Source organism: Kitasatospora sp. NPDC059327, from assembly GCF_042752535.1.
GTDB lineage: Bacteria > Actinomycetota > Actinomycetes > Streptomycetales > Streptomycetaceae > Kitasatospora.
Window position 1 is genome coordinate 1 of the sequence record NZ_JBHYYB010000081.1, and the last position, 25,696, is coordinate 25,696.

Consider the following 25,696-nt stretch of genomic DNA (forward strand, 5'->3'; position numbering starts at 1 on the left):
CCTCGTCGTCCTCGACTCCGAGGGCTACGACCTGGTCGCCGTCATGCGCCGCGGCGAGTGGATCACCGGCGGCGACACCTTCCCGACGGTCCGGAGCACCTGACGAGACCGTCGGGACCGCCTGACGGACCGACCCCGCCGACCGACGACGACGGCCGCCCGACGGTGCGCCGGCGCCCGACCGGCCGCGGCGTCCCGGGGCCGGCCGGGCCGGGGGTCGGCCCCGGCTCCGCGACGGCGGAACCGGCCGGCGGTGCGGCCGCCCCCGGGACGTTCGGGCGGTGGGGCGTTCAGGCGGCGCGGCGGTCGGCCACCAGGTCGCGGTCGGCCACCAGGTCGCCGACGAAGAGGGCATGGCGCTCCTCCGCGCCCAGCCCGCCCCACACCCCGAACGGCTCCCGCGCGGCGAGGGCGTGCCGGCGGCACTCGATCCGCACCGGGCAGGCACCGCACAGGGCCTTGGCGGCCTCCTCGGACCCGCCGGGGGCAGCGCCGGGGCCGTCCACGCCCCGGAAGAGCCGGCTGCCGTCGACGCTCCGGCACGCGGCGTGCCGCGGCCGGTTCCAGGTCTGCTCGGATGCGGCGGTCAGGGGAGAGGTGTCGCTCACGCTACGGCTCCTTGTCGACGACGAGCAGGGGTGCTGCGTGCCTCGTCTGACCCGGATCGGCCGTTTCATGCCTGTTCCTCGGGGTGGACTCCGGGGACGGCCGGAGCCCACCCCGACCGGAGACCCGGCCGTGCCGCCGTTCGGTGGCCGTCAGGCCTCGTGCCGGGGCTCCAGCCGGAAGTCGAACGCCGTGGTGCCCGGGTCGAGCGCGGTGACCCCGCCGTCCACCGTGAGGACCGCGCCGTTCACGTAGCTCGCCGCCGGGGAGAGCAGCCAGCCGATCGCCGCCGCCACCTCCTCGGGCTCGCCGGGCCGGCCGGCCGGGCTCAGCCGGGTCGCCTCCCGGTACGCCGCGTCGGGGCCGGCCAGCCCCTCCTCCGCCGCGAAGCGGGTCATCCGGCGGTCGGCCATCTCCGTCCGCACCCAACTGGGGCAGACGGTGTTCGCCCGCAGCCCGCGGGGGCCGTAGTCGACGGCGAGCGAGCGGCAGAGCTGCAACAGGGCCGCCTTGGAGGTGGCGTACGCCGCGCTGCCGGCCCCGTTGCGCAGCGCGGAGACGGAGGAGACCGCCACGACGGCTCCGCGCGCCCGCAGCAGGTGCGGCAGGGCGGCCCGCAGCAGGAGGAACGGGCCGGTGAGGTTGGTGCGCATCACCAGCTCCCAGTCCTCCAGGGTGACGTCGCCGACCGAGCCGCCCCGGCCGACCCCGGCGTTGAGCACCAGCCCGTCGAGCCGTCCGAAGGCGGACACGGTGCCCTCCACCAGCTCCTGGACGGCGTCCGGGTCGGTGGCGTCGGAGACCCGGGCCACCGCGCCGGTCTCCCGGGCCACCCGCTCCAGCGCCTCGGGGCGCCGCCCGGAGATCACCACCCGGCAGCCGTCGGCCCGGAGCAGCCGGGCGGTGGCCGCCCCGATGCCGGAACCGCCGCCGGTGACGAGGACAACGCGCTGGTCGGACATGGGTGGGCGCCTCCGCCGGGATCGGTGTTCGGTGTTCGGTGTTCGATGAACCATCGGATCCTATGCTCACGCCACGTCAGTCCCCTTCCCCGGCCGCCCCCTTGGCCGACCGCCGGGGCGACGACCGGGGCCTGCGCCGGCGGCCGCGTGCGGGTCCGGGTGCTGATCCCCCGCGGACCGGAGCCCGCGGCCGCTGGGCCCGGCCGACCGCCGACCGGTCACCACCCGCGGCCCCCGAACCGATCAGGATTCGAGAAGCCCCGCTCACGCGGTCGCGCCTAGCCTTTTCCCATGAACCTCACCCTCCACTGGACCTTCCTCCCGCACACCGACCCGGACGCCTCGCTGGCCTTCTACCGCGACGTCCTCGGCTTCGAGGTCCGCAACGACGTCGGCTCCGGCGACCTGCGGTGGATCACCGTCGGCCCCGTCGACCAGCCCGGTACGTCCGTCGTCCTGGAGCCGCCGGCCGGCGATCCCCGCACCACCGACGAGGAGCGCCGCACCGTCACCGCGATGATGGCCAAGGGCACCTACGCCCGCCTCGTGCTGGCCACCGATGACCTCGACGCCACCTTCGCCCGGGTGAAGGCCGCCGGCGGCGAGGTCGTCCAGGAGCCGACCGAGCAGCCGTACGGCCTGCGCGACAGTGCTTTCCGCGATCCGGCGGGCAACATGATCCGGATCAACGAGGTCCGCTGACCGGCCGGCCACCGGAGCCACCCACCCGTACGGACGTCCGTACGGGCCCCGCCGCCTCCCGGCCGGCGGCTGCGCCGCCCGGCAGCACGGCCGGGGCGACCGCTCCGCCGAGGGAGCGCCGGATGTCCGGCCGAGCTGGTTGGATCGAGCCGGGTGACGCCGACCGAGACCGCGCAGGCGGCCCGTACGACGGATGGAGAGAGCACCAGCATGGCCAAGAGGACGGACGCGCAGCCGCCTGCGCCGCACGCTGCCGACAGCCACGACGTGATCCGCGTGCACGGCGCGCGGGTGAACAACCTCAAGGACGTCAGCGTCGAGATCCCCAAGCGCCGGCTGACGGTGCTGACCGGTGTCTCCGGCTCGGGCAAGAGTTCCCTGGTGTTCGGCACGATCGCGGCGGAGTCGCAGCGGCTGATCAACGAGACCTACAGCGCCTTCGTCCAGGGCTTCATGCCGACGCTGGCCCGGCCCGAGGTCGACGTCCTGGAAGGGCTGACGACGGCGATCATCGTCGACCAGCAGCGGATGGGCGCCGACCCCCGCTCCACGGTCGGCACCGCCACCGACGCCAACGCGATGCTGCGGATCCTCTTCAGCCGGCTCGGCGAGCCGCACATCGGCCCGCCCAGCGCCTACGCCTTCAACGTCCCGTCGGTCCGGGCGAGCGGTGCGATCACCGTGGAGCGCGGTGCCAAGCAGACGGTGAAGGCGACCTTCAACCGCACCGGCGGCATGTGCCCGCGCTGCGAGGGCCGGGGCAGCGTCTCCGACATCGACCTCACCCAGCTCTACGACGACTCCAAGTCGCTGGCCGAGGGCGCGTTCACCATCCCCGGCTGGAAGTCGGACAGCTTCTGGACGGTGCGGGTCTACGCCGAGTCGGGCTTCCTCGACCCGAACAAGCCGATCCGCGACTTCACCGAGAAGGAGATGCGGGACTTCCTCCACCGGGAGCCGACCAAGGTGAAGGTCGAGGGCGTCAACCTCACCTACGAGGGGCTGATCCCCAAGATCCAGAAGTCCTTCCTGTCCAAGGACAAGGAGGCGCTGCAGCCGCACATCCGGGCGTTCGTGGAGCGGGCGGTCACCTTCACCACCTGCCCCGAGTGCGCGGGCACCCGGCTCGCGGAGGGGGCCCGGTCCTCGAAGATCGGGCGGATCAGCATCGCCGACGCCTGCGCGATGCAGATCAGCGACCTGGCCGCCTGGGTCGGCGGCCTGGCGGAGCCCTCGGTGGCGCCCCTGCTCACCGCGCTGGGGCAGACCCTCGACTCGTTCGTCGAGATCGGCCTCGGCTACCTGGCGCTCGACCGCCCCTCGGGAACGCTGTCCGGCGGCGAGGCCCAGCGCGTCAAGATGATCCGCCACCTGGGCTCCTCGCTCACCGACACCACCTACGTCTTCGACGAACCCACCGCGGGCCTGCACCCGCACGACATCCAGCGGATGAACGACCTGCTGCTGCGGCTGCGGGACAAGGGCAACACGGTGCTCGTGGTGGAGCACAAGCCGGAGACGATCGCGATCGCCGACCACATCGTCGACCTCGGCCCGGGCGCGGGCACGGGCGGCGGCACCGTCTGCTTCGAGGGCAGCGTCGCGGGGCTGCGGGCCAGTGGCACCGTCACCGGCCGGCACTTCGACGACCGGGCCGCCCTCAAGGAGACGGTGCGCGAGCCCACCGGCGCGCTGGAGATCCGCGGTGCGACGGCCAACAACCTGCGCGACGTCGACGTGGACGTCCCGCTCGGGGTGCTGGCCGTAGTCACGGGCGTCGCCGGGTCGGGCAAGAGTTCGCTGGTGCACGGATCGCTGGTCAAGGGGTCGCTCGCCGCCGACCGGGGCGTGGTCGCGGTCGACCAGAGCCCGATCCGCGGCTCGCGGCGCAGCAACCCGGCGACGTACACCGGACTGCTCGACCCGATCCGCAAGGCCTTCGCGAAGGCCAACGGGGTGAAGCCCGCCCTGTTCAGCGCCAACTCCGAGGGCGCCTGCCCCACCTGCAACGGCGCGGGCGTGGTCTACACCGACCTGGCGATGATGGCCGGCGTGGCCACCACCTGCGAGGAGTGCGAGGGGAAGCGGTTCCAGGCGGCGGTGCTGGAGTACCGCCTCGGTGGCCGCGACATCAGCGAGGTGCTCGCGATGTCGGTGGCGGAGGCCGAGGAGTTCTTCGGCGCCGGGGAGGCGCGCACACCGGCCGCGCACGCCGTCCTCGGCCGGCTGGCCGACGTCGGGCTCGGCTACCTCAGCCTGGGCCAGCCGCTCATCACGCTCTCCGGCGGCGAGCGCCAGCGGCTCAAGCTGGCCACCCACATGGCCGACAAGGGCGGGGTCTACATCCTCGACGAGCCGACCGCGGGCCTGCACCTGGCCGACGTCGAGCAGCTGCTGGGCCTGCTCGACCGGCTCGTCGACTCGGGCAAGTCGGTCATCGTCGTCGAGCACCACCAGGCGGTGATGGCCCATGCCGACTGGATCATCGACCTCGGGCCCGGGGCCGGCCACAACGGCGGCCGGATCGTCTTCGAGGGCACGCCCGCCGACCTCGTCGCCGCCCGTTCGACCCTCACCGGCGAGCACCTCGCGGCCTACGTCGGGGCCTGACGGCGCGCGGCCGCGCCGGTCCGCGCGGTCTCCCACAGCGCCCGGTCCGCGCCGCGGACGCTGTGGGAGACTGATCGGGTGAAACGCCCGGACCTCGCCGATCTCGTCCGGTTGCGGCGCGCCCGCGACCGGATGGACCGCGACTTCGCCGAACCGCTCGACGTCCCGGCCCTGGCGCGTGACGCCCTGATGTCCGCGGGGCACTTCTCCCGCAGCTTCCGGGCCGCCTTCGGCGAGACGCCCTACAGCTACCTGATGACCCGCCGCATCGAGCGGGCCAAGGCGCTGCTGCGGCGCGGCGACCTCACGGTGACGGAGGTCTGCTTCGCGGTCGGCTGTACGTCGCTCGGGTCGTTCAGCGCGCGTTTCACCGAGCTGGTCGGCGAGAACCCGAGCGCCTACCGGGCCCGCGGCCACGAGGACGGCGCGGCCGTCCCGGCCTGCATCGCCAAGATCCACACCCGGCCGGTCAGGAGCGGGGAAGCGGGCGCCGCCGGCCGGTCGTAGCCTGGGCGGCATGGAGACCAGGCTCTCGCGGTGCTGCGTCGCCGTGGACGACCACGACCGGGCGATCGCCTCCCCCCGCGACCTCCTCGGCCCGGAGGCGCGCGACGACGCCGGGTTCGGGGGGACGCGCGGGGGCATGTTCGGCCCACGCTCGCGGCCGGCTGTGACCGTCCTCCTCGAACCGCCCCTCGCCGACCCGAACGCCTCGTCGGCCGGCCGGCGGGCCCTGGCGGAGCTGATGGCCAAGGGCCTGTGCGGTGTCCTCGTCGCGCCCGACGGCTGCGGCGCCGTCGTTGAGCGGGGCGGCGCGGCCGGTGGCGAGGTGCTGCGGGAGCCGGTGGACCGGCTCCACGGTGTGCGCGACCGCGGCTTCCGCGCCGTGGCCGGTGAGCCGGCCGGTGCGCTCGACCCGGGCGCTCGCGACGTGACCCCCGTCGAGCCCGGCCCGGCCCTGCCCGTCGGGGTTGCCCGCCGGGAGGCGCCGGCCGCGGGCGGCGGCGCCCGACCCGCTCCGCCCGGGGAGCCGCGCCGTGGCCGGTGAGCCGGCCGGTACGCTCGACCCGGGCGCTCGCGACGTGACCCCCGTCGAGCCCGGCCCGGCCCTGCCCGTCGGGGCTGCCCGCCCGGAGGCGCCGGCCGCGGGCGGCGGCGCCCGACCCGCTCCGCCCGGGGAGCCGCGCCGTGGCCGGTGAGCCGGCCGGTGGTCCGGAGCGGGCACCGATGGTCTGGGCCCTGGCGGTCCGCGAGACGGCCGACGGTCCGCCGTTCGCGGAAGTGATCGTGGAGGTCGGGCCCGCGCTGCACGGTGAACTCGTCGAGAACCTGGTGGACAGCGGGTTCACCCTGGCGGCCGGGGAACCGCCGGACACCAGCGGTGTGTTGGAGGTGCGCGGAGCGCTGCTGGCCAGGCTGGTGCTGATCGGCGGCCGGCAGGTGTGGGAACCCGCCTCGCCGGTGGCGGCCTCGGCCGGCTGGGTGTCGGCGGCCGAACGGCGGGGCCGGGCCGTCGTCCTCGTGGTGCCGCCGGGGACCTGGCCGGTCGGGCTGATGGCCCTGGCCACGCGGGAGCGCATCGAGGTCTTCACCCGGAGCCTGGAGGAGGCGCGGGCGGCCGGGCGGGTGTTGCACGGCACGGCCGCCGTCGATCTCGGTGCCGAGCCGGGTCCGGGTGCCGAGCCGGGCTGAGCGGGCCCGGCCCGCCCCGGAGTTCGCCGGTCGGGCCGGGCCGGGGCCGGCCGGTCAGAGCCGGAGCCACCGGGTGAGCGAGTCCCACCAGGACCGCCGCTGGTGCGGGACGGTGAGGAGCGGTTCGCCGTCGGCGGCCGGTTCGGCGGGACCGGCCTGCGGGGCGCCGGTCTGCGGGGTGCCGGCCGGCGACGGGGTGGACGGCACGGCGCCCGGTGTCGCCGGTACCGTGCCCGCCGGCGCCGGCAGCTGCTCCTCCGGTGTCGCCCGGGGGGTGAACTGGACGGGGAGGGCGGAGAGATGACGGGAGATCCAGGCGGAGGTCCAGGTCAACTCCTCCTCCTCGACGGCGAGGTGGAGGTCCGGCAGGCGGGTGAGGAGCACGTCGATGCCGGTCTCGGCGATGGCGCGGCCGATGTCCTGGCCGGGGCACTCGTGCGGGCCGGCGCCGAAGGCGAGGTGGGAGCGGTTGCCGTGGAGCGGCTTGGTTGGGTCGGGGCGCACGGTCGGGTCGGCGTTCCCGGCCGCGAGGCCGAGCAGCAGCATGTCGCCGGCCTTGATCCGCTGCCCGCCGAGTTCGGTGTCCCCGGTCGCCCAGCGGCCCGCGACCAGCGACATCGGCGCCGCGTCCCAGAGCACCTGGTCCAGGGCGTCGGACAGGGTCATGTGGCCGCCGGACAGGTGGGTGCGGAACCGGTGGTCGGTGAGGACCATCTTGAGGGTGTCCGCGATCAGGTTGACGGTCGTCTCGTTCGCGGCGAGCAGGACGACCCGCAGGTGTTCGAGGACTTCGTCGTCGGTGAGCCGGGCCTCGTGCCGCATCAGCCAGGACACCAGGTCGGCACCGGGGGACACCCGCTTGCGCTCCATCATCCGGCGCAGCGTCGCGACGACGTACTCGTTGCTGGCGACGGCGGTCTCGGTGCCCTTCATCAGGTCGCGGGCCGCCTCGACCAGGTGGGGACCGTACTCCTCGGGCATGCCGACCAGTTGGGTCATCACGAGCATCGGCAGGTGCTCGGCGAACTGGGTCACCAGCTCGGCCCGGCCGGTGGCGCCGAACTCCTGGACGAGCTGGTCGGTGAAGCGGGTGACGTGACGCCGGACACCGCGCCGGTCGAAGCTGTTCAGTCCGTCGGTGACCGCACCGCGCAGGCGCTTGTGCTCCTCCCCGTCGGCGAACACGCAGAGCGGCTGCCAGGCGATCACCGGCATCAGCGGGGAGTCCGGGGCGACCAGCCCGTCCTGGAACGCCGCCCAGCGGCGGGAGTCCCGGGAGAACCGGGAGGGGGTGCGCATGGCGATGAGGTTCGCGCTGTGGCCGACGATGAGCCAGGCGGGGAGGTCGCCGTGCAGCAGGACGGGCGCCACCTCGCCGTGTTCGGCGCGCAGCTTCTCGTACAGGCCGGCCGGGTCGGCCTCGGCCTCGGGCCCGTAGAGCCGCCGGAGGCCGTCGGCGCCCAGTCCGCCGCCGCGTGGGGCGCCGGTGCCGGGGCCGTCCGGGCCGAGGCCGTGGGCGGGGCAGCCGGGGGGTGGGGTGGGGAGCGCGTCGTCAGGGAACGGGGTGGTCACGGAGTCTCCGGAGTCGGGGCGGGGTGGTCGCCGGACGGCGGCCGCCCCGCGCGGTCGTCGTGAACGCTCGCCGTCGGCGACCGTCGTGGACGGTCACGACGGAGCGGCGGGGGCACGGGCCGGTGGAGCGGGGGAGGTGCGGTGGCCGCGCGGGTCACCGCGCCGACGGCGTCGGGAGGTCGTACAGGTAGCGCATCAGGGCGAGGAGGACGTCACGGCTGGACTCGCGGGTGCGGGCGTCGCAGTCGACGATCGGCACCTCGGGCGGCAGGTCGAGGGCCGCCCGCAGCTCCTCGGTCGGGTAACTCGGCGACTCGGGGAAGGTGTTGGCCGCGACGACGAACGGCACGCCGCGGTCCTCCAGCCGCCCGATCACCTCGAAGCTGACTTCGAGGCGGCGGGTGTCGACCAGCACCACGGCGCCCAGCGCACCCTCGAACAGGCCGTTCCAGAGGAACCAGAACCGCTCCTGCCCCGGGGTGCCGAAGACGTACAGCACCAGTTCCTCGTTGATGCTGATCCGGCCGAAGTCCATCGCGACCGTGGTCGAGGTCTTGCGCTCGATGCCGGCCGTGTCGTCGATCTCGGCGCCGGCCTGCGTCATCGTCTCCTCGGTGGTCAGCGGGCGGATCTCGCTCACCGAGCCGACCAGGGTCGTCTTGCCGACCCCGAAGCCCCCCACGATCACCACCTTGACCGCTGTGGTGGCCGAGTCCGGGAGGAGGTCGGCGTGCTGCGGCCCCAGGGCCGTCTCAGAGTCTCTGAAGTCCATGAATCACCGCCTCCAGCAGAGCGCGTTCGGGAAGGATGGCCTGGGGGACCCGCGAGCGGGCCTCGATCAGCTCCTCGGCGAGGAGGTCCGCCAGCAGGACGGTCACCGCGCTCATCGGCAGCCGCAGGTAGGCGGAGATCTCGGCCACCGACAGCGGCGAGCCGCAGATCCGCAGGATCGCCGCGTGCTCCGGCTGCATCGTGGGCGCCGGCTGCGCACGGGAGACGATCAGGGTGACCAGGTCGAACGTGGTCTGCTCGGCCAGTCCGCTGCGGCCGCGCGTGATCACGTAGAGGCGTTCGGGTTTTCCGTCGTCCCAGTCCTGGTCGGTTGCGCTCACGCGACCTGCCCGCCGTTGCGCGCCGGTGTGCTGAGGTGCTCGCCGATCCGGGCCACCAGGTCGCGCATCCGCTGGCCCATCAGGCCGGCGTCGACGCCCTCGTCGGCGAGGACGGCGAGGTAGGCCCGGGCGCCGGCCGCCATCAGGTAGAAGAAGCCGCCGCCCATCTCGATCACGACCAGTCGCATCCGGCCGTCGTTGTGCGGGAACTCGTGCCCGACCGCGGCGGCCAGGCTCTGCAGTCCGGCACAGGCGGCGGCCAGCCGGTCGGCGGTGTCGTCGTCGGTGCCGTGCTGGGCCATCCGCAGACCGTCGGCGGAGAGCACGACGACGTGTCGGGCGTGCGGGACGCTGTCCGCCAGATCCTTGAGCATCCAGTCCATGTTGCTCCGCTGCTGAATCACTGCTCGCTCTTCCCTGCCGACTCTTCGCTGGTGGGGCCGGTCGTGCCGGCGGACGGCGCGTGGCCGTTCACCCCCTCGGTGAACGCGGCCAGCCACATGCCGGGCTGGACCGGCGCCTGGACCGGCGCCTGGACCGGGTCCGGGGCCCGGGGGGCCGGGGCGATCCGGGGCGGCTCGGCCGCGCCGCGCCGGGAGGGCGCGGCGTGGCGGCGGCGCTGGGGCAGACCGTTGGCGGTCCGCTCGGTCACCACCGGGGTGTCGTCCTCGGCCGCGTACGGGCCCGGGCGGACCGCGACGGTCCGGGAGCCCCAGGGCCGCGAGACGGACACCGGTCGCGGCCGGTCCGAGGGGCGGGGCGCGGTGTCCGGGGCCGGCTGCGGGTTGGCGGCGGCGCCGATGCCGTGGGCCCGGCCGGTGGCGGGAGCCGTGGTGATCAGGTCCTGCGGCACGATCAGCACGGCGCGCACCCCGCCGTAGGCGGAGGGCCGCAGCGAGACCTGGAAGCCGTAGGCCTGGGCGAGCCGTCCGACCACGGCCAGGCCGAGCCGGGGGGTCTCGCCGAGGTCGTTGAGGTCGATGCCGGCCTGTGCCTCCAGCAGCATCCGCTCGGCGCGGGCGCGGCCCTCCTCGCTGAGACTGAGGCCGCCGTCCTCGATCTCGATCGCTATGCCGGTCTGCACCTCGACGGCGGTCAGGTGCACGCTGGTCTGCGGCGGCGAGTAGCGGGTGGCGTTGTCGAGCAGTTCGGCGACCGCGTGGATGAGCGGTTCGACGGCCGGACCGGTGACGGCGACCTCGGAGACCGGGTGCAGTTCCACCCGCCGGTAGTCCAGGATGCGCGAGATGCCGCCGCGCAGCACGCTGTACAGCGGCACCGCCTTGCTCCACTGGCGGCCGGGGCGCGCACCGCCGAGGACGGCGATGCTGTCGGCGAGGCGGCCGATCAGGGCGTTGCCGTGGTCCAGGCGCAGCAGGTCGTCGAAGACCGCCGGGTCGTTGCCGTGCCGGTCCTCCATCTCGCGCAGCTCCTGGGCCTGCCGGTGGACGATCGCCTGGACGCGGCGGGCGATGTTGACGAAGGCCCGCTGGGTGCTCTCCCGCATCCCCTCCTCCTGGTCGACGGTCTCCAGGACGGCGCGCAGCACCGCCAGCCGGGCGGCCTGGAACTGCGGGCCGGTGCCGGTGTCCTGGCCCTCGTAGGACCTCACCACCTCGTCGGTCGACGTACCGCGCTGGAGCCGGGCGAGCGCCTCGGGCAGGACGGCCTGGGCCAGTCGGAGGGTCTCGGCCTCCTGCCGGGCCAGTCGGCGGCGCAGTTCGTTCTCCTGGAGGGCGAACCGCTCGCGCAGGGCGGCCAGCGCGCGGCCCCGGCGGGCCGCCTCGGCCGCGACCAGGGCCACCGCCGCGGTGCCCACCGCTCCGCACCAGATGACTTCCGCGCGGGCGCCGGTGGAGGTCACCAGCGCGGCGACGACAGCGGCGCCCGCCGTCACGACCGTGGGCACCAGCCACACGAGTACGGGAGCCGGGCGTCGGCCTCCGGGTGACGATCCAGCACGAAGCATCAGCATCCTCAAGCGGTCGAAGGGGTGGGGGAGGGCGGTCGTGGGCGGGGTCCGGCGGCGCCGGGGTCCGTGGGCGGCGGCAGTCCTGGGCGGGTGGTGCCGTCCCGCTCCCGGGCGGCTCCGGCGCGACGGACGCGCGACGGAGCCGCCCGGGAGCGGGACGACCGGATGTCCGGGACATTTCTGACGAAAGATCAGTAACAGTGTTTTATAGCCGATCCGGTGGCGCGCTGTCGCACGCTCCACGCAACCCGGACGCCGGCCGGAACGGCCCGCCCGACTGGGTACAGGCACCAGACTTGCCCGGCCACGGGCCTGTCGTACCGTGGCCGGGAAGGGGTTCGCTCATGTGAGGGGTATCCCGAGGAAATCCCCCCGCCGCGTGCTGAGTTCGTGCTACGTCGAGTCCGCCGGCGGCTCCCCGGTGCGGTGCCCGGGCCCGGCCGTCACGCCGGGAACGACCGTCGGGAGCCGCCCCGGACCGGTTCGTCCGGACGGTGCCGGCCCGGACCGCGCCGGTCCGGCGGCGCGTGCCGCCGGCGGCACGCGCCGGAGGGCGGCCGGAGGTCACCACCGGCGTGCGGCCACGCGAACGCGCCCCTGGCCGAGCGCCCCGGGCCGGGCGGCCGGCAGCGAGGACGGCGCTACCCGCTCCGGGGCGACCGCCGCGGCCGGCCGAGGGCCAGGCGGACGACCTCGCGCCAGTCCGCCGCGGGCGCGGCCGGCGGCGCACCCGGGCGTCCGCGCGGCACCAGGACCCGCAGGGCCCCGGGACGGACGGCGCAGGTGACCGGGGTCGGCAGCCGCAGCGCCTCGCCGTCCACGGCGACCGCGATCCGCTCCGTGTCGGCGTCGACGACCACCCGCGGCGCGGTCAGCGCCCGCAGGCCCGCCGCCCGGCCGCCCCGCAGCGCGACGGCGGCGGCCTGGGAGGCGTTGCCCACCCGGATCCCCACGACCCCCAGCGTGGCGCCGTCCAGCCGCGGCCGGCGGTTGCCCACCGCGGTCGGTTCGGGGGCCGTGTAGGGGTTGTTGCTGACCAGCAGCGCCTGCTGCGCCGTCAGCCGGGTGCCGTCGGCCAGCACCACCTCCAGTGGGTGACCGGCGTTTCCGAGGAGGAGGCCGGGGAGGGCGTCCAGGGCCGAGCCGGCCTTGGCGTCGCGGTACTCCGGGCTCTGCACGATCTCGGCATAGGCGCCGAACGAGGCCGTGTTGACGAAGGTGCGGCCGCCCACGACGCCCAGGTCGACCCGCAGTTCCTCGCCGTCGGTCAGCGCGTCCAGGCAGGCGGCCGGATTCCCCCGGTCCAGGCCGAGGTCCATGGCGAAGTGGTTGCGGGTGCCCGCCGAGATCACCAGGAACGGCAGGTCGTGCTCGGCGGCGACCTCGGCCACCAGGGCCTGGGTGCCGTCGCCGCCGGCCACCCCGAGCAGGTCCGCGCCCTCGGCGACCGCGCGTCGGGCGAGGTCGGCGATGTCCACGTGGGCGGCGGTGTCCAGCAGGACGACCTCGGCGCCGAGGGCCTCGGCCCGTTCGACCAGTCCGAACCGGCCGACCTTGCCGCCGCCGGACTTCGGGTTCATGATCAGTACGGCGTGCCGGGGGCGTGTGGCGACCACCGCGCGCATGCCGTCGTGGGGTCGCGCCCGGCGCAGGGCCGAGCGCGCGCACGCGACGGCGACGGCCCAGAGCGCGAGCGCGCCCAGGGCGGCCGGCCACAGGTCGGCCCGGGCGTAGCCGACCACGACGCCCGCCGGCGCGGCGATCACCAGCAGGGCACCGGCCAACCGCACGGCTCCGTGGTGGGACACCACCCACCACGTCCCGGCCGCGGTGAGGGCCAGGCCGGCCAGGCCGATCGCGAGCACCAGGAAGCCGCCGGCCCCGACCACGGCCACCAGCACCGCGACGGCGCCCAGCACGCAGGCCAGCGCGGCACGGGCGGCCCATCGGGCGCTGGTGCGGGATCGGGACGCCATCCTCCGCGCCTCCTCGGCCATCGCCCGGCGCGGGGTGTCCGCCCGGGTCGGTCACGGGGTGCCCGGTGGCGAGCGGACCGCGTACCGGGCCCGACGCGGTCCCCGGGTCCGCTCCGGTGTGTCGGCGCGGTCCTGTGGTCGGGTGCCGAACTCGGGGCCTGGGCCGCGTCGGCGGACCAGGCGCCCGGGATCAGCTGCCCGGGGTCAGCTGCCCGGGGTCATGTCGCTCTCGGCCACGGCGATGGCCAGGCCGAGCGCCTCCGCGATGTGGGCGGCCGCGGACATCACGCGGGCGGTGCCCACGATCGGCGCGATGGCCACCAGGACGTCCTGGAGCTGCTCGGCCGTGAGGTCGGAGCCGTCGGCGGCGGCGCCGATGTGGGCCAGGTAGGACATCGGCGGCGCGTCCACGGCGACGAGCGCGGCGATCCTGGTGAGGAGGAAGGTGTCCATCGGCAGGCCGCACCGTTCGACCGAGTCCATGGTCATGGCGGCGAGGGTGTCGAGAACGGGAGTGTCGGACGGGCTGGTCATGCTGGTCATACCGGGCCATCTCCTTCGGCGGGTGGGAGCCGGCACGCCGCGGCCGGGGAGCAGCGGACTGCTCGAACGCCGGGCCCCCTCCCTCGACGATAGGCCGGATGAGTGGCGGTCGCACTCCGTTGCCGCCCGCCCGCCCGCCCGCCCGGCCGGCCGGGCCCGGGGTGCGTGTGTGGGCGGGGTGGGTGCGGGGGCGGCCGGCGCCTCTCGCCCGCGCCGCCGCCCCGGGGTGGGTCTAGCCTGAATGCGTGCCCGTGGTGTCGTCGGGTTCGTGACGGGCGAGCCGAACAGCCACCGATGCGTGACGCCCGACCGGCGACCAGGGCCGACCCCGCCACAACGCCTGCCCGGCGGTCGGGCCGGTGGGTCGGGGCGCCGCGCGCCCCCGCCGACCGAGGCCCGGAGTCGCGGACCGGTGCCTGGCCACCGGGCCGATCGCTGGGCCCGGTGCGGCGGGGCACCCACGGTGGTGCCGCCCCCACGCGACCCGAGACGGGTCGCGGGAGGAGTTCGGACAGGAGACCGACGATGGACATGGCCGTACAAAACCTGGCTGCGGACTACCCACTGCTCAACGTGTTCTGGACGATGTGTTGGTTCTTCCTCTGGATCCTCTGGTTCATGCTGCTGTTCCGGATCATCGCCGACATCTTCCGTGACGACGGCCTCGGCGGGTGGGGCAAGGCCGGGTGGCTGATCTTCGTCATCTTCCTGCCGTTCCTCGGCGTCTTCGTGTACCTGATCGCCCGGGGCTCCGGGATGGGGCAGCGCGAACTCGCCCGTGCGCGCAGGAGCGAGGAGCAGTTCCGGTCCTACGTCCGGCAGACCGCCGAACCACCGAGCGCGGCCGCCGAACTCGGCCGGCTCGCCGAGCTGAAGGCACAGGGCCACATCAGCGACGAGGAGTACGCGAAGGCCAAGGCGAAGGTGCTGGCCTGACCAGGCGCGGGCCTGAGGAGAGGAGTCCGTCATGACGATCGGCCCGGTCGAGTACGTCGTCATCGCCTTCCCCGGCAACCGGTTCAGTGGTGAGATCGCGCCCGAGCTGCGAAGGCTCGTGCAGAACGGCACGGTCCGGATCATCGACCTCACCTTCGTCAAGAAGGCCGCGGACGGCAGTGTCACCCAGATCGAGCTGCAGTCCCTCGACCCCGACGAGTCGTCGGTCTTCGCGGACATCGACGGCGAGATCGGCGGGCTGTTCAGCGCGGAGGACGTCGCGCTGATCGCGCGGGAACTCGTCCCCGACTCCTCGGCCGCCGTCCTCGCCTGGGAGAACACCTGGGCCGCCCCCATCGCCCAGGCGGTCCGGCGGGCCGGGGGCCTGCTGGTGGCCCACGAGCGGATTCCCGCACCCGTGGTGGAGCGGGCGATGGAGGCCGCGGCCGCCGGACCGACCTGACCCGGCCGCCGCCGGGAGCGGGCGATCCGCCGTGAGCGTGAGCGGGAGGGGCGGGGGGAACACGGGGGACGGACGAACAGAAGGAGAACGGTCATGTTGGGTCGCCCCGTTCGTCGCGCCGGCCGCCCGGGCCTGATCGGCGCGGCCGCGCGCACCGCGGTCGTCGCCGGCACCGCCACGGCGGTCTCCGGCCGGGTCGCCCGCCGGCAGGAGGAGAGGTCCGGGCCCGCAGCGGCCACCGAGCCCGCCGCCGCGCCGGCGGCCGGCCCGGCCGAACCGCCTCCGGGCGCCGCGCCGGCCCCGCAGGACGATGTCATCGGCAAGCTGGAACGCCTGGCCGCGCTGCGCGACCAGGGTGTGATCACGGAGGAGGAGTTCGGCACGGCGAAGGCCCGCGTGCTGGCCGGCTGAGCGGTGGCCGCCCGCCGGACCGGTCCGGCCCGCACGGCGTACCGCGCGGCGCCGGACCGGTCCGGCCGTCCTCAGCCGACCTGGACCGTCACCGTACGGCCGGCGGCCACGGTCGGGGTGGCGTAGGTGTAGGTGACGCCGTCCACCACCTTGGTCCGGGCCTTCTGCGGCACCCCGTTGACCGTGATCGTGGCGTGGGCGCCGGGGAAGCGGGCCTCCCAGCTGTAGGCGCCGCCGCCCGACGTGTTGGTCAGGGTCGACTTGCCGGCCCCGTCGTGCCGCAGCGAGAAGGTGGCGGTGCCGATCCGCAGATCGTCGATCTTCAGCCAGTCCATCCCGGCGGGCAGCCGGGACTGCGTGGTGAGGGTCCGCGCGGGTGCGTCCGGCTCGACGCCCAGCAGGCCCTCGACGGTCTGGCCGAGCAGGGTGAAGGACACCTCGGGGTAGTCGCCGTTGGTGCCCTGCTTGGCGTTGACGTGCTGGATGTCCTTGCGGTCGTAGACGTGGTTCATCCACTTCCACGCGGTGTCGGCGCGGTTGTTGGTGAAGAAGGTGTCCGGCAGGTAGGTGAGCGCCTCGATGTTGTCCGGGGCGTCCGCGCCGGACGCCTGCTGGTCGATGTAGTCGAGGTAGGCGTCCAGGCGGGCCCCGGGGGCGATGATCCGCTTCATCGGCATGAACCAGCTGTTCTCCTTGCCCCAGCCGGTCAGGGCGCGCCCGTCGGTGGTGTAGCCGCGCACCATGTCGGCGCCGGACCCGGCGCCGCTCCAGGTGGAGTTGAAGTACGCCTTGAGGTCCCGGGCCTTGCGCGCGTAGGTCGCGGCGAGGTCGCGGTCGCCCTTGCCGCGGGCGAGTTCGGCCATCGCGAGGTACGCCTGGTACTGGGAGCCGATCGCGTCGCCGGCCTCGGCGAGCGGTTCGCCGCTCTGCTCGTTGTAGCTGGCGGTGCCCTGGAAGATGCCCTTGCCGGTGCCCTCGGCGACCTTCACCGGGCCGTTGCCCTTGCCGCCGTCGTGCAGGTCCACGAACTCGCCGGTGGCGTGGCGGTAGAAGTCCCAAAGGGTCGGGTCGTCGACGTACGCGCGGTCGCCGCTCCACCGGTACGCCTCGGCGGCCTTCTGCACCAGCTCGAAGACGGCGGGGACTTCGCGGACGAAGCTGCCGGGGCCGCGGTAGTCGATCGAGAGGTAGCTGGTGGTGTCGAAGTTCAGCGCCCAGACCGGGTAGTAGGCGTGTTCGGCGGTGGCGGAGGCGGCGAACGAGCGGAGCATGGCCTTGTTGGCGCCGCTCAGGCCCAGGACGCCCGCGCCGGCCAGCTGGTGGGCGAAGTCGCGCGAGTAGTAGCCGCTGCGGTTGGCGTAGCCGGCCCAGTAGGAGGCCCCGTAGGTGCCGGTGCCGGAGCCGCCGGTATTCCACTCGTCGACGTTCAGTGGCCCCTGCGCGCCGGGGAGTTGGACCCAGCTGTTGGCCTTGCGCTTGGCCCAGTCGAACATTTCGACGATCTTCGGGTCCGAGGAGCTGATCCTCGGGTCCGCCGGGGAGGAGGGGGAGACCATCAGGTCGTCGGCGTTGATCCAGCCGTCCCCCGACCGGAAGCCGATCTCCAGCCGGTCGCCCGGGGCCAGGGTGATCCTGCTGAGCGTGTGGCGGCGGTAGGCGGGCGCGTCGGGCAGGGTCACGGAGGCGACGACGGCGCCGTTCACCCGGGCCTCGTACCTGCCGTTCGCGCCGCCCGTCGCGATCCAGGCCGAGATGTCGTAGGTGCCCCGGCCGGTGGCCGTCACGGTCTGGGTGACGCTCTTGCCGGCGCCGTCGTCCAGGTAGGCGAGCCCGCCGCCGCCGTGGGGGTAGTTGGTCGCGACCCCCGTTCCGGGACTGAACGCCCAGCCCGTGCCGCCCTGTTCGAAGCCCGGGTCGACGAGGGGGAGCGGTGCCGGGGCGGCGGTGCCCGTGCCGGGTCGTGCGGTGCCCGCTTCGGCGGCCGCGGCGACCGGGGTGCCGAGGGCGAGCGGAGCGAGTAAGGCGCACGCGGACAGCAGGGACAGGCGGGAACGCTTCATCGAGGTCTCCGGGGGCTGAGGGTGGGGTCGGCGGGGTCGGCCGTCGCCGACCGGGCGCGAGGCACGCTAACAAGCGCCGGTGAAGGCTTGCAATGGACTCGGCAAGATCTGTTGTCGGATCCGACTGAAGGTTTTCATTCAGATCGTGCAAGTCGGTACGGACCCCGCCGACCGGTGGCGCGCCCGGAGCGGGCCGGCGGAGCTGTCGGCGGAGCGCCGGCGGGAAGGGCGAACGGCGGGGCCGGGGGCGTGATCCACCGGCTCACCGGCCGTATCATGGGCCGCTCGTCGGAGCTCCCGCCGGACGGGCCCGATCGGCGGCCGACCCCGCGGAGGTCCGGAGGCACGGACACGGAGGACCGCAATGAAGGTCGGGATCACCGACGTGGCAGCCCGGGCGGGAGTCAGCGAGGCCACGGTCAGCCGGGTGATCAACCGGCGCCAGGGCGTCGCGAAGAGGACCAGGGACGCGGTCGAGCAGGCGATGGCCGAGCTCGGGTACGAGCGCCAGACCCAGGGCCAACTGGTCGCGGTGGTGACCGAGTTCGTCTCGAACCCGTTCTTCGCCGATGTCGCGGAACGGATCGAGTCGGCCCTCGCGCCGCACGGGCTCAAGACGGTGCTGTGCCCCGCCTTCCCCGGCGGCGTGCAGGAACGGGACTTCATCGCCACGCTGGTGGAGAAGGGCGTCGCGGCGGTCGTCTTCCTGTCCGCCTCGAACACGGTCGACGGCGCGGACACCGGGACGTACGAGCTGCTGCGCCAGCGCCGCGTGCCGTTCGTCGGGATCAACGGCGAGTTCGCCGACGGCGTACCGACCCCGGTCTTCTCGACCGATGACGCGCTCGCCGCCGAGCTGGCGGTCGACCACCTCCACCGGCTGGGGCACCGGCGGATCGGCATGGCGTCCGGACCGGCGGGCAACCATCCCGCCGACCGGCGGGTCCGGGGCTTCCTGGACGCCATGGCCAGGCGCGGCATCGAGGGCGCCGAGGACTGGGTGATCCGTCAGTCCTACACGGTCGAGGGCGGACAGGCCGCGGTGGGCCCGCTGCTCGCGCGCGGCGCCACCGCCGTCGTGGCGGCCAGCGACTACATGGCGCTGGGCGCGATCCGCGGCATCCGGCGCCAGGGGCGCTCCGTCCCCGGCGACGTGTCGGTGGTCGGCTACGACGGCTCGGCCATCACCGAGTTCGTCGACCCGCCGCTGACCACGGTCCGTCAGCCGGCCGACCGGCTCGCGCTGGAGGTGGGCCGCAGCATCCTGGCGCTCGTCGGCAACCGCGAGGTGCCGACCGGCGAGCTGCTGTTCGACCCCGAGTTGGTGATCCGCTCGTCGACCGGCCCGGCCCCCGAAGCCGGCCCGGCCGCCGCGCCGGCCGCCGTGCCGTCCGCCGCTTCGGAGCGTCCCGCCGGCTGAAGGCGGGGGCTCCGGCCGGGCCGGTTCCGGCCACCGCCGACCGGCGGACGGCGCGCCACCGCCGGGGCGGCCGGCGGGTGCTGGGGCACCGGACCACCGGTGGGGCGTGACCGGTGGGGCGCGGCGTCCGGCCGGGGCCGCCGGGGCGGGTGGGGCGGGCCCGCGAACGGCCGGCAACGGTCGGCAGGACCATGCCGCAGGCCTGGGCCGGTGGGCCTTGCCCTCCTACGATGTGAGGCGCCGTCGGCCTGACCCCGACAGCGTCGGCCGACGTCGGACCTCACCGGACTCCATGGGACCGGTGCGTCCCGTCGGCCACGGCCCGCCCCGGCGACCGGGAGCGGGCTCGTAGCGCAGGCTGCACCACGCAGGCCGCACACCCCTCCTCACCACCCAGGGAGTACGCCCATGCACGCCCGCACTGTCGCACCGTCGTTCAGACCCGTCCGCGCCGTCCTGCTCGTTCTGGCGCTGCTGGCCGCCGTCGTGGCCGCCACCCTCCCGGCCGCCGGCCCCGCCCGGGCCGCCGTGCCGGACCGCTGGGGCTTCGCCTTCCTCGACAACCCGACCCCGCCGGCCGGCTACGTGCCCGACCCCAGCCGCCAGTGGGGCAGTTGGGCGTCACCGGCGAGCAACCCCGTCAAGGTCGACCAGCTCGCGGTCGGCTCGTACCTGGTGCACTTCCCGTTCATCGCCGGACCGGGCGGCATCGCCCACGCCACCGCGGTCGGCCGCACCGGCAACTGGTGCCAGATCAAGGGCTGGTCCACGGCGGGCACCGGGCAGGACGTCGCGGTGAACTGCTACCGGCCCGGCGGCGCCCCCGACAACACCCTGTTCACCGTGCTCTACACCACCAGCAGCGGGACGCCCGCGCCGGCCGGTGGCAGCTACGGCTACACCTACGCGGACATCCCCGGGACGGTCCTCGCCCAGTACAACTCGGCGGGCGGGGTCAACACGGTGAGCCACGGGTCGACCGGGATCTGGAAGGCCTGGCTGCCCGGTCTGGGGCTGTCCACCGCCGCCGGGAACATCGAGGTCACCGCGGTCGACGCGGTCCAGGGCGCGCGCTGCAAGGTGGCCGACTGGTCGCCCGCCGCGTCCGGCCAGACCGTCGTGGTCAGCTGCTTCGACGCGGCCAACGCCCCCTACGACACCCGGTGGACGCTGAGCTACTCCCTGAAGCGCGCCCTGCACGGCCCCGCGTTCCCGCCGAAGTCCTTCGGCTACCTCTGGTTCAACGGCGGGGTGCCGGCGGCGACGAACTTCAACTCCAGCGGCGCGACCAACACGCTGGCCGGTTCGGTCCCGGCCACCGTCACCCTGCCCGGCGTGGCCGTCCCCTCGGACACCGCGCACGTCACGGCCTTCGGGCCGGGCCCGAACTGGTGCGGGCTGGCGCTGCCCTGGGCCCGCGGCTCCGGGACGGTGAGCCTCTACACGCTCTGCTTCAACGCGGGCGGCTCGCCGGTCGCCGACCGGTTCCTGACCGCCTACACCTCGGCGTTCTGACCCGTGGGGCCGACCCCGCCGACCCGGGGCCGGCCCCGTACGGGGGGCCACCGCCGCCCGACGGTCGGCCGTCGCTCTCCGGCCCGGTGGTTCGCTCCGCCGGCGGCGCCGGGACGCGCCGGGGGTCGCGGTGGCCCCGCAGGTCCACTCCTGCGATTCGATGGCGGGGCGTGGGGCAGAGCTTTTGAACCGCCCCCGGAGGGTTGCCCCGAGGTCCGAGTGCGAGGGGAGCGGGTCGGTAGGGGCAAGAGCCCCTGCCCGTTCGACCCGTCACCGGGACCGCCCCGCCGGCCCCGCCGGCCCCGCCCGGGGCGGGCGGGGCCGGCTGTGATGTCGGATACATGACAGCTCCGGCCGCCGAGGGAGCCGGCGGCCGGAGCGTCGAACGGGCGCGATCTGCGCCCCGGGGTGTGACCCCTTACGGCGCGGTGACCTCGCGCGTCAGCTTGGACTGCCACGGACACCAGGTCGAGCCGGGCAGGAGGGCGCCGCCCACCTCGGGCAGGTGGTCGTTGACGTAGGAGATGCTCGCGTCGCACACCTCCACGGCCATGCCGAAGAACTGCACCGAGTTCGGGGCGAGCTGGTACTTCCAGGGCTTGTTGTAGGAGGCCGGGGCCTTCACCACGGTGCCCATGACGCCGACGTTCTCCGTCTCCACGCCGCTCAGGATGTTCCGGGCCTGCTGGATCCGGGCGGAGTCGGTCAGCTGGAACACGAAGGTGTTCGTGCCGTCGGTGAACTCGAAGTAGGCCGGGGCCACCTTGGCCGCGGGGCGCGCCGCGGCGTCGCCGCTCTGGGCCGCCTGCGCGGGCTGGGCCAGCGCCACCGCGAACATCGCGACCGCGCCGAGAGCGGCCGCCTTGGTGATGGTACGTCGCATGACTGATACCTCCAGTGCTGTAGGGCGGGCCGAACGTCCACGACCCGTCTGCCAACGAACCTAATCGGGGAGACGGCCCTGTGGTCCGCCGGAATCCAGAACTGCCTCAAAGGGCTCCGGGATCCCCACGATGCCTGCCCCATCGGGACGTTGTCGGGCCGGGACCGCCTCGCGGCGGGGGTCCGGAGCTGATGGACAGTCAAAAGAGGTTTGGGGGCGACCGGTACGACTTCGGGCCGCGGCTGCCCTTTGGGGCGGCCGGCCACCGCACCGGTCCGGCACCCGTCTCGAAGGGTGGACAGCCCGGCCGGGGCACCCCCGGGCGGGGGCCTCCCGGACCCACCCGGGACCCGACGACGGCCGGCCGCCCCGTGTCGACGCTCCGGAGGCCCGGCGGAGCCCGATGTGCCACCGTGGAATCCGGGGTGCAGCACACCCCGTCGGGAGAGGAGAGGCCATGTCGTCGAAGCGACGCCGTAAGAAGAAGGCACGGGCCAAGCACAGGGCCAACCACGGCCGTCGGCCCCAGTGCTGAACACGTCCTGAGCGGTCACCGGCGGCCCGGCGAGGGGCCGCCGGTGCCCTCGGCGCGTCACCGCGCGGTCGGGCTGCCCCCGGTCCGGGCCGGAACGCGCCTCGCGATCGCGGCACCCCCGTGCGGAGTCGTCCCGGGGGTGTCGACCTGTCCGCCCGCCGGTGGGACCCTCACGTGGGGCGCCGAGCCGCGAGCGGCCCGCCGTACGCGTTCCGTGACACCGGGGGCGCGGCGGCCCCGGACGGCCCAGCGGCAACGGAAGGACGGCCAGGGATGGGAAGAGGGCGGCCCGACCGCACCCCGCAGGACACCGCGCCCGTCGCGGCGAGCCAGTCGCTGACGCTGGCGGCCATGCTCTTCGCGGTCTCGATGACCTTCATCGACCAGACCATCGTCTCGATCGCCGCACCCGACATCATCCGTGAACTGGGGCTGTCGGCCGTCGGCATGCAGTGGGTGGTCAACGCCTACCTGCTGTCGCTCGCCGCCTTCTTCGCCCTCGGCGGCCGGCTGGCGGACGTCCTCGGCCACAAACGGATGATGCTGGTCGGGACGGTCACCTTCGTGCTCGCCTCCGCGCTCTGCGGCGCGGTGCCGTCCGGCGGGGGCGCCGAGGCCTGGCTGATCTGCTTCCGGGCGGTGCAGGGCCTCGGCGCGGCCCTGATGTTCCCGGCGGCGCTCGCGGTGGTGGTGGAGGTGTTCCCGGTCGACCGGCGCGGCCGGGCGCTGGCCCTGTTCTTCGGGGTGGCGGGCGGACTGACCGCGATCGGCCCGATCCTGGGCGGCTGGCTGACCAGCTGGACCTGGCGGGCGATCTTCTGGGTCAACGTGCCGGTCGCGGTGGTCGCGCTCGTCCTGACCGCGCTGGCGGGGATCCGCAACACCCCCCGCCGCGAGCCGGTCGACTGGACCGGCGCCGTCCTGGTGGCCGTCGGCATGGGGCTCAGCGTGCTCGGCCTTCAGCAGGCAGGGGCCTGGGGCTGGGGCAGCTGGGCGACCTGGCTGTGCATCCTCGGCGGGCTGGCCGTCCTGGTGCTGTTCGTCGGGCTGGAGCTGCGCACCGAGCACCCGTTGATCAAGATGCGGGTCTTCGCCGACCGCGCCTTCGCGGCCGACAACGCGGTGCTGTTCTTCGCCATGATCGCGTTCGTCCCGGTGTTCTTCTTCGCCTCCGTCTACGCCCAGGTGGCGCTGGGCCAGTCACCCAGTGAGGCGGGGCTCTACCTGCTGGTCTTCTTCGCCGGCTTCGCCCCCGGTTCGCAGATCGGCGGTCGGATGCTGGACCGGCGCGGCGCGCGCCCGCCGATGCTGCTGGGTACGGCGGTGGGCGCGGTCGGCTTCGCGCTCTGGGCGGCGAAGATCACCGACCTGTCGCTCGGCGCCCAGTGGCCGTACATCGTGCTGGCCGGCGCGGGGATCGGGTTGCTGCTGACGCCCGCCTCGACCGACGCCGTCAACCGCTCGATCGACGCCTCCTACGGCGAGGTCACCGGGATCACCCAGACCGTGCGCAACTACTCCGCGAGCCTGGGCCTGGCGGTGCTGGGCACCGTCCTGCTGCACAGCACCACCAGGAACGTGCGGAGCACCCTGGTCGCCAACGGCGTCCCGGCGGACTCCGCGCCCGGCGTCGCCGACACGATCACCCGGAGCATCACCGGACACGGCGCCGGCGGGCAGGCCCCCGGCGGCGTCGGGTCCGCGCTGCTGGACGCGGTCCGGCAGGACTTCGCGGAGGCGAACGGGCCCGTGCTGTACGGCATGGCGGCCGCCCTCGCGGTCGCCTTCCTGTGCGCGCTGCTGCACCCCGGCACCCGGGTCACCGCGGCGGCTGCCCCGGCCCCGGAGGCCGTCGCCGGGCGCGAGGGCGGTGGCCCGGCCTGAGCGCACCCGGGGGGCTCGGCCGGAGCGGCCCGCCGGCGTGCGTGGCTAGGGGTTGAGCGGCGACCAGAGCCAGGCGCCGTTCACCCGGACGTACAGCCGCTTCGACGCGGTGTCCACGGCGAGCGTCCCGTCGGCGGGCGGCCCTCACCGGGCGGGCGCGACGTCCGCCAGCGCGGCGAGCAGGCGGGCGTGGACGGCGGCGGCGACCTCGCGGGTGACGGGGTCCGGGTCCTCCAGGCGTTCGGCGATCAGCTCGGCGGCGGCCGCGACGACCGGCACCGGCAGCGTGGCCTCGCGCAGGTGCAGCAGCTGGGCGGCGGCCCGTTCGCTGGCGGTGGTGGCCCGGGACTGCGGGATCAGGGAGGTGAGGCCGCGGGGTTGCGGGTGTGCGCTGCTCATGGCGCCATTGTCCGGCTTCCGGCCCGGTCCCGGCGCCACCTCGCCGTCGCCGACCGGTCCCGCCGCACGTCCAGGTCGCCGACCGGTCCCGGCGCACCCCGCCGACCGGGCCGGCCGCGCGGCGGATTCCACCATCCGGCCCTGTCCACCCCCTGTCGGCGCCCGTTTTCGCGGTCCGGGAGCCAGGATGGAGTGATGGAGTGCTGGACGACCTAGGAGACGGTATGAACGACCGACCCGATTCGATTCAGTGGCCCGGCGCGGTCACGCCGGACGCCCTGCTGCACACCGGCTCCGGCGGTGAGGTCACGCCCGAGGACCTGGTGCTGGCCTCCGGGCGCGACATCACCCCGGAGACCCTCGCCTGGGCGGAACGCAAGCTGGCGGAGGAGGGCCCCACGGCTCTGGAGAAGCTGCTTCCCTGAGCGTGCCGCTGCCGCGGACCGCCTCCGGGGCCGTCGGGACCGCCTCCGGTCCCGACGGCCCCTCGCGCGTCCCGGCGCGGCCGCCCGTCAGGGTGCCAGGGCCGCCGCGAGCAGGGCGGCGCCGGGGGAGTCGGCCGGGTGCTGGGTGAGCAGCAGTACCCCGCTGTCGGCCGCCGGCCGCAGCAGCGAGAAGGTCAGCCGCAGCACCCGCGCCGGCGCCCGGGCGTCCACCACCTCGACGGTCGCCGGCCGGAAGTCGGCGACCGCGCGGCACTGCCACCAGTGCGCGGCGTCCGGCCGCAGCACGTGCAGCCGGCGCACGATCTCCGCGGACCTGGCGTCGTCCGGGACGTGGGCGGTCGCGGCGCGGAACTGCTCGTAGAGACCGCGCAGCAGGGCCTGCCCGCCGGGGGCGCTCCCGTCGGCGGGACCGGCGGAGATCCGGTGCCGTCCGGCCGGCCCGGCGGCGAGGTGCAGCAGCAGATTGCGGTCCTCGGGCGGTGTGTCGTCCGGGGAGCCCCACAGCCGTCGGTGGGCCGCGTTGGCGGCGAGGACGTCGAAGCGCTCGTCCAGCACCAGCGCGGGGGTGCCGTGCCAGCTGTCGACGAGCGCCAGCGTGTCCGGGCCGGGCACGGCCGGTGCCCACTGCCCGGCGCGTGGCGGCGGGGGCAGGAACCCGGCCAGCGCCAGGGCGTGCCGGTGGGCGACGGGATCCATCCGCAGCGCCCGGCAGACGGCGTCGACGACCTGGCGCGAGGTGCTCACCCGGCCCTGCTCCAGCCAGGTGTACCAGGCCACGCTGACCCCGGCCAGGGTGGCGACCTCCTCGCGGCGCAGCCCGGGGGAGCGGCGTCGGCCGCCGGCGCCGAGTCCGACGTCCTGCGGGGCGATCAGTGCCCGTGCCGCGCGCAGATGGGCTCCGAGTTCTCGGCGTAGCGACTCGTCCATGTGCTGATCCTATGAGTGCGACTCACCCCATCGACGGTGGACTGCCACCCCGGCCCGGGGTGCGCGAGGC

General features: G+C 74.9%; 25 protein-coding genes. 12 read left to right on the forward strand and 13 right to left on the reverse strand.

What is annotated here, in order from left to right:
* Positions 1–290 precede the first annotated feature (290 nt).
* Positions 291–608 carry a WhiB family transcriptional regulator gene (locus tag ACFXHB_RS33920; RefSeq protein WP_380578925.1) on the reverse strand — a complete coding sequence of 106 codons (318 nt, stop codon included), beginning with the start codon at positions 606–608 and terminating at the stop codon, positions 291–293.
* A gap of 150 nt (positions 609–758) precedes the next feature.
* A complete protein-coding gene (locus ACFXHB_RS33925) occupies positions 759–1,568 on the reverse strand; it encodes an SDR family NAD(P)-dependent oxidoreductase (protein ID WP_380578927.1) in 810 nt (269 codons plus the stop codon).
* Between the two features lie 291 nt (positions 1,569–1,859).
* Between ACFXHB_RS33925 and ACFXHB_RS33930 the strand changes: the two genes are divergently transcribed.
* The 5 genes from ACFXHB_RS33930 (at position 1,860) to ACFXHB_RS33950 (ending at position 6,572) form a co-directional block, all read left to right on the forward strand.
* Positions 1,860–2,270 carry a VOC family protein gene (locus tag ACFXHB_RS33930; protein WP_380578929.1) on the forward strand — a complete coding sequence of 137 codons (411 nt, stop codon included), beginning with the start codon at positions 1,860–1,862 and terminating at the stop codon, positions 2,268–2,270.
* Between the two features lie 210 nt (positions 2,271–2,480).
* Positions 2,481–4,880 carry an ATP-binding cassette domain-containing protein gene (locus tag ACFXHB_RS33935; protein WP_380578931.1) on the forward strand — a complete coding sequence of 800 codons (2,400 nt, stop codon included), beginning with the start codon at positions 2,481–2,483 and terminating at the stop codon, positions 4,878–4,880.
* A gap of 132 nt (positions 4,881–5,012) precedes the next feature.
* Entirely contained in the window at positions 5,013–5,387 is a 375-nt protein-coding gene (locus tag ACFXHB_RS33940; RefSeq protein ID WP_380579000.1) for a helix-turn-helix transcriptional regulator, read from the forward strand.
* Positions 5,388–5,397: 10 nt separating this feature from the next.
* Positions 5,398–5,928, forward strand: a complete 531-nt coding sequence (locus ACFXHB_RS33945) for a VOC family protein (RefSeq protein ID WP_380578933.1) — start codon at positions 5,398–5,400, stop codon at positions 5,926–5,928.
* 140 nt (positions 5,929–6,068) lie between these two features.
* Entirely contained in the window at positions 6,069–6,572 is a 504-nt protein-coding gene (locus ACFXHB_RS33950; protein ID WP_380578935.1) for a hypothetical protein, read from the forward strand.
* A 54-nt stretch (positions 6,573–6,626) separates the two neighbouring features.
* Here ACFXHB_RS33950 and ACFXHB_RS33955 read toward each other — a convergent pair whose 3' ends face one another.
* The 7 genes from ACFXHB_RS33955 to ACFXHB_RS33985 form a co-directional block, all read right to left on the reverse strand.
* The gene (locus ACFXHB_RS33955) at positions 6,627–8,144 is read right to left on the reverse strand and encodes a cytochrome P450 (protein ID WP_380578938.1); all 1,518 of its coding nucleotides are present in this window, start codon (positions 8,142–8,144) and stop codon (positions 6,627–6,629) included.
* Positions 8,145–8,298: 154 nt separating this feature from the next.
* Entirely contained in the window at positions 8,299–8,916 is a 618-nt protein-coding gene (locus tag ACFXHB_RS33960; RefSeq protein WP_380578940.1) for an ATP/GTP-binding protein, read from the reverse strand.
* Entirely contained in the window at positions 8,897–9,256 is a 360-nt protein-coding gene (locus ACFXHB_RS33965) for a DUF742 domain-containing protein (RefSeq protein WP_380578942.1), read from the reverse strand. Before ACFXHB_RS33965 ends, ACFXHB_RS33960 begins: the two co-directional genes overlap by 20 nt.
* Entirely contained in the window at positions 9,253–9,660 is a 408-nt protein-coding gene (locus ACFXHB_RS33970) for a roadblock/LC7 domain-containing protein (protein ID WP_380578944.1), read from the reverse strand. Before ACFXHB_RS33970 ends, ACFXHB_RS33965 begins: the two co-directional genes overlap by 4 nt.
* Positions 9,657–11,225 carry an ATP-binding protein gene (locus ACFXHB_RS33975; RefSeq protein WP_380578946.1) on the reverse strand — a complete coding sequence of 523 codons (1,569 nt, stop codon included), beginning with the start codon at positions 11,223–11,225 and terminating at the stop codon, positions 9,657–9,659. The genes ACFXHB_RS33970 and ACFXHB_RS33975 overlap by 4 nt, the downstream gene beginning before the upstream one ends.
* A gap of 644 nt (positions 11,226–11,869) precedes the next feature.
* Positions 11,870–13,204, reverse strand: a complete 1,335-nt coding sequence (locus tag ACFXHB_RS33980) for a diacylglycerol/lipid kinase family protein (protein WP_380578948.1) — start codon at positions 13,202–13,204, stop codon at positions 11,870–11,872.
* Positions 13,205–13,408: 204 nt separating this feature from the next.
* Positions 13,409–13,738: a carboxymuconolactone decarboxylase family protein gene (locus tag ACFXHB_RS33985; protein ID WP_380579002.1), complete on the reverse strand. Its 330-nt coding sequence runs from the start codon at positions 13,736–13,738 to the stop codon at positions 13,409–13,411.
* A gap of 534 nt (positions 13,739–14,272) precedes the next feature.
* Between ACFXHB_RS33985 and ACFXHB_RS33990 the strand changes: the two genes are divergently transcribed.
* The 3 genes from ACFXHB_RS33990 to ACFXHB_RS34000 all read left to right on the forward strand — a co-directional run bounded on the left by ACFXHB_RS33990 (position 14,273) and on the right by ACFXHB_RS34000 (position 15,557).
* The gene (locus ACFXHB_RS33990; protein ID WP_380578951.1) at positions 14,273–14,683 is read left to right on the forward strand and encodes an SHOCT domain-containing protein; all 411 of its coding nucleotides are present in this window, start codon (positions 14,273–14,275) and stop codon (positions 14,681–14,683) included.
* 31 nt (positions 14,684–14,714) lie between these two features.
* On the forward strand, positions 14,715–15,146 hold the full coding sequence (locus tag ACFXHB_RS33995; protein WP_380578953.1) for a DUF6325 family protein: 432 nt from the start codon (positions 14,715–14,717) through the stop codon (positions 15,144–15,146).
* Positions 15,147–15,239: 93 nt separating this feature from the next.
* A complete protein-coding gene (locus ACFXHB_RS34000; RefSeq protein WP_380578955.1) occupies positions 15,240–15,557 on the forward strand; it encodes an SHOCT domain-containing protein in 318 nt (105 codons plus the stop codon).
* Between the two features lie 71 nt (positions 15,558–15,628).
* Here ACFXHB_RS34000 and ACFXHB_RS34005 read toward each other — a convergent pair whose 3' ends face one another.
* Positions 15,629–17,617 carry a CBM35 domain-containing protein gene (locus tag ACFXHB_RS34005; protein ID WP_380578957.1) on the reverse strand — a complete coding sequence of 663 codons (1,989 nt, stop codon included), beginning with the start codon at positions 17,615–17,617 and terminating at the stop codon, positions 15,629–15,631.
* A gap of 364 nt (positions 17,618–17,981) precedes the next feature.
* On the opposite strand from ACFXHB_RS34005, the gene ACFXHB_RS34010 reads away from it, so the two are divergent.
* Together ACFXHB_RS34010 and ACFXHB_RS34015 are read left to right on the forward strand one after the other, a co-directional pair.
* Positions 17,982–19,037, forward strand: coding sequence for a LacI family DNA-binding transcriptional regulator (locus ACFXHB_RS34010; RefSeq protein ID WP_380578959.1), 1,056 nt, complete (start codon positions 17,982–17,984; stop codon positions 19,035–19,037).
* 408 nt (positions 19,038–19,445) lie between these two features.
* The gene (locus ACFXHB_RS34015) at positions 19,446–20,552 is read left to right on the forward strand and encodes a hypothetical protein (RefSeq protein ID WP_380578961.1); all 1,107 of its coding nucleotides are present in this window, start codon (positions 19,446–19,448) and stop codon (positions 20,550–20,552) included.
* A 418-nt stretch (positions 20,553–20,970) separates the two neighbouring features.
* Here ACFXHB_RS34015 and ACFXHB_RS34020 read toward each other — a convergent pair whose 3' ends face one another.
* A complete protein-coding gene (locus tag ACFXHB_RS34020; protein ID WP_380578963.1) occupies positions 20,971–21,435 on the reverse strand; it encodes a calmodulin-binding protein in 465 nt (154 codons plus the stop codon).
* An 808-nt stretch (positions 21,436–22,243) separates the two neighbouring features.
* On the opposite strand from ACFXHB_RS34020, the gene ACFXHB_RS34025 reads away from it, so the two are divergent.
* Entirely contained in the window at positions 22,244–23,854 is a 1,611-nt protein-coding gene (locus ACFXHB_RS34025) for an MFS transporter (RefSeq protein WP_380578965.1), read from the forward strand.
* Positions 23,855–23,998: 144 nt separating this feature from the next.
* Here ACFXHB_RS34025 and ACFXHB_RS34030 read toward each other — a convergent pair whose 3' ends face one another.
* Positions 23,999–24,253 (reverse strand): hypothetical protein, encoded by a 255-nt coding sequence (locus ACFXHB_RS34030; RefSeq protein ID WP_380578967.1) that lies wholly within the window; start codon positions 24,251–24,253, stop codon positions 23,999–24,001.
* Between the two features lie 224 nt (positions 24,254–24,477).
* On the opposite strand from ACFXHB_RS34030, the gene ACFXHB_RS34035 reads away from it, so the two are divergent.
* Positions 24,478–24,678, forward strand: coding sequence for a hypothetical protein (locus ACFXHB_RS34035; RefSeq protein ID WP_380578969.1), 201 nt, complete (start codon positions 24,478–24,480; stop codon positions 24,676–24,678).
* 87 nt (positions 24,679–24,765) lie between these two features.
* Here ACFXHB_RS34035 and ACFXHB_RS34040 read toward each other — a convergent pair whose 3' ends face one another.
* On the reverse strand, positions 24,766–25,626 hold the full coding sequence (locus tag ACFXHB_RS34040; RefSeq protein ID WP_380578971.1) for a helix-turn-helix domain-containing protein: 861 nt from the start codon (positions 25,624–25,626) through the stop codon (positions 24,766–24,768).
* Between the last annotated feature and the right edge of the window lie 70 nt (positions 25,627–25,696).